Below are 6,417 nucleotides of genomic sequence, written 5' to 3'. Positions count from 1 at the left end.
ACCCCCATTGCCGCCGCGCCGATAGCGAGCGGGCCGACGCCTGGCGCGAAGCTGGCAACGGTGCCGGTGGTTCCCCACAGCACCGCCGCGATCAGGACAAACACGGCGCCGATGCCGGCACCCGGATGGTGGGTCACTGCTGCTCGCTGGGCGTCATGCGGATAAGCCTATCCACGCAAACAATCCCGGCGTGTCTTCCCGCAGAAGGGGTCTCAAGCCGCCGTCGGGCTCTATTCTCAATTCGTTCGCACGGCATCTCTCGGGGGAATCATGAAAAGCAAGGCACTGGTGGTGCTGTCCTTCTGCGCCATCTTCGGCGTTACAGGCTGCTACTCGCTGGATACCGGCGTGGTTGAGCGCGATGAATCCGGTCAGGTGACGGCGCCGGCGGAGTTTGACGCCATGAACATCGGCGTGGGCGACTGCGCAAACTACCCCAAGGAACAGGAAAAGGCCTCCGAGGAGGAAAGCTACAGCTTCTCCGAGATCACGGTGCTGCCCTGCAGCAGCGAGCACGATCTGGAAGCGTACGCCACAACCGATCTTCCCGACGGCGATTTTCCCGGCGACTCCGAGATCGTCGCTCTGGCAGAAGAGTTCTGTTACAACGAATTCCCCGGGTTCATAGGAACGGAGTACGAGGAGTCGTCGCTCTATTTCGAATCCTTCACGCCGACAAAGGCCAGTTGGGCGTTCGATGGTGACCGCGAGATCCTGTGCCTCGTCAGCGGCGATGAAGGCGAGCTGCTCACCGGAAGCATGAAGGGTTCCGGGCGGTAACGTCTTCGCAGGCAAACGCGCCGGTGATTGTCAGGATCGTGGGGACGTCCCCACGATCGTGCCGCTTACCGGCACTTTTGCGGTAGCGATGCGCAGGGTTCAGCGCCGGTCGGCGTCCCAGATCCCCAGGCGCCCGCACATTCCGAAGGCGCGCGGCTCAGGCCTCGGCACGGCACGCACGACGGCGGCATCACCCAGGTGCGAAGCGTCCCCTTCCGCAAGGGCTGCCAACTGGGACCGGGTTGTCTCGACATCGGCAAGCACCGTGTCCGTCCACAGCTTCGTCCACTCCTCCACTCGGGGCTGCACCAGTGCGGAGGCTGCGGCGTAGAACGCGTCGAGCGGTCCGCGGTCGCCTTCCTCCAGCGCTGAAAGCAACTCCGCATAGCCCTCGATCGCCAGATCACGACGACGGCGGGCCGCCTCGCCGCGCTCCGCCTCGGTGCCCTCGGGCAACGAGACCGCTGACCGGTACCTTTCGGCGTGGGAAACGATCTCGAGCGGAAACGTCAGCACAGCGTCGCCGGCCTCCGGCAGCCCTGAGTTCTGCATGACCGTGAGGATGCGGAGGTCCCCTGTATTGATGAGCCGGTGCACCGTCCCCGGGCTGAACCACAGCACCGATCCGGCACTCAGCGGATCCCGCGCATAGCCCTCGGAGGAGAGCGTGTGCACCTCACCTGATCCGCCGATCACCACGTATCCCTCGTTCGACACGGTGTGCAGGTGCGGCGTCCCGCCGTGGTGGCCGTCGTCGGTCTCCCACTCGTACACCCGCAGGTCGCTCATGCCGACCGATCCCGGGAAGAGAGGGAGCCGCGGCGATCCGCTCACAGGGAGGCGCCCTTCGCGATCCGCTCGATGTCGTCGCGCTCGCAGATCCGGTCCACGAAGACGTACCGGTGCTGCAGCCGCAGGGACTCGCTGGGCGCCAGCGTAATTTCCTCGTCGAAGGCGGGGGAGGGCGCCAGCGCAGCAAACGGCTCGCTGCGCACGAACCACTTCAAGGGAACCGACGACGACGACGTCCCGGCCAGCGCCACGATGGTGGCACCGCCGTCGAGCTCGTCATTCTGCCCGGCGAGGGCAATCCAGGGCGCAGAGGTGCCCATCATCGCTTCACCCTCAGCACCATCGGGACCGATGATCGAGCAACCGGTCCAGCTGCGCGGGCCGCGCCAGAAGAACCCGGTGTACCCGGCGTTGGCGCGGCCATGGGTGGTGGGGCTGCCGAACTCGAGGGAGCGGTCCGATACATTGGTCAGTTCCGTGGTGAAGTCCAACTGCCAGGACTGCTCCTGCACATCGACGCTGGAGAAGACGGTCTCGCGCTGCTCCGAGAGCCAACGCTCACCGGCGGAGTTGCGCCAGGTCAGGGCTTCACCCAGTGAGACTCGGTCGGGCGAGGCGGAGAGCCCGGGGAACCCCTCGTGTTCGATCGAACCGAGGTTGTCCCGCCACTGGTAGTCCGTCTCCGGAGAGAAGGTCGGCCCGCCCCAGAAGTTCTGCCCCGAAACATGGGACCACGTCATCTGCAGGCCCTTGTGCCAGCGGTGATCCCACGGGCGGAAACCCGTAAGCTGCGCACCGCTCAGGGTGCGCAGCGGGTGCAGGTACGGTTTCGGTGCCTCCGAGCGGGTGGCAGGCGGGATGAACACGTACGTCGCCAGGTCAACGGCGCCGCAGGAAATCACCAGCTCGCTGTTGGATGGACGGCGTAGCTGCAGTTCAGGCATCGAGTGTCTCCTTCAATGTGGCGGAAGCACCGTTCATCGACCAGTAGAACGGATTCTCCCGGGTCAGCTCGCTGCGCTGCACTCGTCGGCCAGTAATCGCTGACTGGTACAGGCCCGCAATCAGTTCAAGCACCCGCCGTCCGTCGTGACCGGAAGCCGCGGGGCGCTCACCGCGCTCGAGGGAGGACACGAGTTCCTCCAACTGCACAGCATGTGAGCTGGCGAAGTTTTGCGTCGGCGCCCAGGAGCTCACTGCGTCCGTATCAACGTGCGGAGCCGGCGTCCATTTCCAGTGCGAATTGTCGTACCCGTAGAGGTGCTCCACCTCCACGGTGGCATCGGCGAAGTCGAAGCGCAGGTAGCTGGTCTCCCGCGGCGACAGCACGCTGTTCACAACCGATACGATCGCTCCGCTTTCGAACGTGACGTGTGCAAAGGAGACGTCCTCGGTCTCAACATCACGGTCCAGGGTCGCCATGGTCGCGCTGATTTCGGTCCAGTCGCCCAGCAGGGACAGCAGCAGGTCCATCTGGTGGATGCCGTGGCCCATGGCGGGTCCACCGCCCTCGGTCTCCCACTTACCCCGCCACGCGACGTCGTAATAGGCGGTATCCCGGTACCAGAGCGTGTGGCAGACGCCCACCAAAGGAGCCCCGAGATCACCTGCGGCGATCTGCGACCGCAGCGTTCGCGCTGCTGAGCCGAAGCGGTGCTGAAAGACGTAGGACGCATACGGGCCCGCGGCGCCTTCGTGCTCGAGGATGGCGTCATACTCGGCCAGGGAAAGGGTCGGCGGCTTTTCGCACCAGACTGAGGCTCCGGCGTCGAGCGAGCGGATGACCGCGTCAGTGTGTGAGCCGGGCGGCGTGCACACCAGCACGAGATCCGGCTGCACCTCCTCCAGCATCTCGGCCACGGAGGTGAAAGAGAGCGGCGCGCCCCACTCTGCTGCAACCTCAGCGGCGCGGTCGCCGTCCATGTCGACGATGGCTGCGATCTCCACCCGATCGCCGAGGACGCGCAGCCCGGGAAGGTGCTGCCCCTGCGCGATGCCTCCTGCTCCAACGACGGCGGTGCGGATGGGTCTGGTGCGAACTGCCACTGTGAATCCTTTGCTAGGTCAGTGCTGTTTCGGTTTGTCGGGAAGGTTCATAACGCGTGGTCTGGGCTGTGCTCCGGACGGCGGTACGGATGTCGTCCAGCGTGGCCCCCGTCCCGAGAGCTCCCGCGCCCAGTGCGCCGTCGGCACGCGCTTGAACCAGCACGTTGCCAAGGGCCGTGGCCTCCACCGGCCCGGCAAGAACGGGAAGCCCCGTGACGTCCGCGGTGAGCTGGCACAGCAGCCGGTTCTGCGAACCGCCGCCGACAATGTGCACGACGTCGATCGGCTTACCGCTCAGTTGTGCCGCCTGCTCGAGCGTGCGTGCATACACCTCCGCGAGGCTGTCCAAAATGCAGCGAACGACGGCGGCAGGAGACTCAAGCGCTTCGCCCGCCGCGCTGCGGATGCGGTGTGGCATGTTCTCCGGCGCGATGAAGTCGTCGGAATCGGCGTCGATTCGTGGACCGCCGGCGGGCAGCTCGGCAGCCTCAGCGAGAACTTGCTCGAGGGTCACGGATCGCCCCCACTCACGCAGGCACTCCTGGAGCAGCCACAGTCCGCCGCAGTTGCGCAGGTACCGGATGGTGCCGTCAACGCCGCGTTCATTCGTGAAGTTGGCGGCACGGCCGGCTTCGGTGAGGATCGGCTCCGACAGCTCCACCCCCACCAGCGACCAGGTGCCCGAGGAGATGTAGGCAAAGTTGTTTACTCCCGCGGGCACTGCGGCCACGGCGGATGCTGTGTCGTGGGAGCCTACGGCGACGACGCTCGTCTCCGCGTTCAGCCCTGTCCGCTCGGCAACGGCTGGCAGCAGCGGACCCATCGTTTCACCTGGTTCGATCAGTGTGGGAAAGAGCTTGCGCGGAAGGTTCAGGGCCTCGAAGAGTTCGCCCGAGAAGTTGCCGGTCGAGGCGTCCAGAAGCCCGGTGGTCGAGGCGTTTGTGATCTCGGTCCGGCGCTTCCCGGTCAGCCAGAAGCCGAGCAGGTCCGGGATCAACAGCGCCTGGACGTTCTCAAGGGAGGGTTCGGCCGCCAGCTGGTAGACAGTGTTGAACGGCAGGAACTGGAGCCCGGTGGTTTCATACAGCTGCTCGAACGGAACGGTTTCGTGCACCCGATCGAGAACCCCAGTCGTGCGCGAGTCACGGTAACTGTGCGGCTGGGAGGCGAGAGCGCCGTCGTCGTTCACCAGGCCGTAGTCCACGGCCCAGGTGTCGACGCCGATGCTCACCACCCGTTCGCCCTTTGCGTCTGTGAGTTCGCGGGCGAGGGTGAGGCCGTGCAGCACCTCCACGAAGAGGGCGTCGATGTCCCAGCGGAGGGCGCCGTCGGTTTCCTGCACGCCGTTCGGGAAACGATGGATGACCTCAAGTGACGGGCCGTCGGTGCCCATCCGGCCGAGAATGACCCGGCCGGATGAGGCACCGATATCGACGGCTGCGTAGACCGACTTCATGCTGAGCCGATTACCGGAGGAAGGCGGCGGCTACGCCGGCATCGACCGGAACGTGCAGCCCGGTGGTGTGGGACAGTTCGGCGGAGGTGAGGACCGCGGCGGCGTTCGCCACGTTCTCGGGCAGCACCTCGCGCTTGAGGAGGGTCCGCTGGGCGTAGTACTCGCCGAGCTTTTCTTCGTCCACACCGTAGACGGCGGCGCGTTTGGCTCCCCAGCCACCGGCGAAGATACCGGAGCCGCGGACCACGCCGTCGGGGTTGATGCCGTTGACGCGGACACCGTACTCGCCGAGTTCAGCGGCCAGCAGACGCACCTGATGGGCCTGGTCGGCTTTGGTCGCTGAATACGCGATGTTGTTCGGCCCGGCGAAGACAGAGTTTTTGGAGGAAATGTAGATGATGTCCCCGCCCATCTCCTGGTCGATGAGCACCTTGGCGGCGGCCTTCGAGACCAGGAACGATCCCTTGGCCATCACGTTGTGCTGCAGGTCCCAGTCTTTCTCGGAGGTCTCCAGCAGCGGCTTGGAGATGGACAGGCCGGCGTTGTTGACCACCAGGTCCAGTCCGCCGAAGGCCAGCACCGCGGCGTTGATTGCTTGCTGGACCTGCTCGGGATTGGTGACGTCGGCCTGTATGCCGATCGCGACGTCCGGCCCGCCGAGTTCCTCGGCGACCTTCTCGGCGTTTTCGAGGTTCAGGTCGGCGATGACCACGCACGCGCCCTCCGCTGCGAGGCGGGTGGCGATGGCCTTGCCGATGCCCGAGGCGGCGCCGGTGACCAGTGCGATGCGGGTGGCGTGGGACTTCGGCTTGGGCATCCGGGCGAGCTTGGCCTCTTCCAGCGCCCAGTACTCGATGCGGAACTTCTCGGACTCATCGATCGGGGCGTAGGTGGAAATGGCCTCCGCGCCGCGCATCACGTTGATCGCGTTGATGTAGAATTCACCGGCCACGCGGGCCGTCTGCTTGTTCGCACCGTAGGAGAACATTCCGACGCCGGGAATCAGGACGATGGCCGGGTCGGCTCCGCGCATGGCCGGTGAATCGGCGTCGGCGTGGCGCTCGTAGTACCCCTGGTAGTCCGCGCGGTACTCCTGGTGAAGTTCCTTCAGGCGTATCACGGACTCCTCGACGGAGGCATCCGCGGGCAGGTCCAGCACCAGCGGTTTGACCTTGGTGCGCAGGAAGTGGTCCGGGCAGGAGGTGCCCAGCGCCGCCAGGCGGGGATGTTCAGCTGCGCTCAAAAAGTCCAGAACGGCGTCGTCGTCAGTGAAGTGCCCCACCTGCGCGCGGTCGGTGGAGGCCAGGCCACGGATCACCGGGGCGATGGCGGCGGCCTTCGCG

General features: G+C 65.8%; 6 protein-coding genes. 1 reads left to right on the top strand and 5 read right to left on the bottom strand.

What is annotated here, in order from left to right:
• The first annotated feature begins 270 nt into the window (after nucleotides 1–270).
• Nucleotides 271–780, top strand: coding sequence for a septum formation family protein (locus P4U43_RS17385; RefSeq protein WP_277359860.1), 510 nt, complete (start codon nucleotides 271–273; stop codon nucleotides 778–780).
• A gap of 99 nt (nucleotides 781–879) precedes the next feature.
• On the opposite strand, the gene P4U43_RS17380 is transcribed toward P4U43_RS17385, so the two are convergent.
• The 5 genes from P4U43_RS17380 to rhaD all read right to left on the bottom strand — a co-directional run.
• Nucleotides 880–1,569 (bottom strand): cupin domain-containing protein, encoded by a 690-nt coding sequence (locus P4U43_RS17380; RefSeq protein WP_277359859.1) that lies wholly within the window; start codon nucleotides 1,567–1,569, stop codon nucleotides 880–882.
• Nucleotides 1,570–1,610: 41 nt separating this feature from the next.
• A complete protein-coding gene (locus P4U43_RS17375) occupies nucleotides 1,611–2,516 on the bottom strand; it encodes a DUF6807 domain-containing protein (RefSeq protein ID WP_277359858.1) in 906 nt (301 codons plus the stop codon).
• On the bottom strand, nucleotides 2,509–3,618 hold the full coding sequence (locus P4U43_RS17370) for a Gfo/Idh/MocA family protein (protein WP_277359857.1): 1,110 nt from the start codon (nucleotides 3,616–3,618) through the stop codon (nucleotides 2,509–2,511). Before P4U43_RS17370 ends, P4U43_RS17375 begins: the two co-directional genes overlap by 8 nt.
• Before the next feature lie 13 nt (nucleotides 3,619–3,631).
• Nucleotides 3,632–5,074, bottom strand: a complete 1,443-nt coding sequence (locus P4U43_RS17365; protein ID WP_277359856.1) for a rhamnulokinase — start codon at nucleotides 5,072–5,074, stop codon at nucleotides 3,632–3,634.
• 10 nt (nucleotides 5,075–5,084) lie between these two features.
• The coding region (gene rhaD, locus P4U43_RS17360) for a bifunctional rhamnulose-1-phosphate aldolase/short-chain dehydrogenase (protein ID WP_277359855.1) at nucleotides 5,085–6,417 on the bottom strand (1,333 nt) is incomplete at its 5' end.

The sequence above is a fragment of the Arthrobacter vasquezii genome, assembly GCF_029455255.1.
GTDB lineage: Bacteria > Actinomycetota > Actinomycetes > Actinomycetales > Micrococcaceae > Arthrobacter_D > Arthrobacter_D parietis.
Note: the sequence above shows the minus strand (reverse complement) of the source record. Positions and strands in the feature narration are given on the sequence as shown.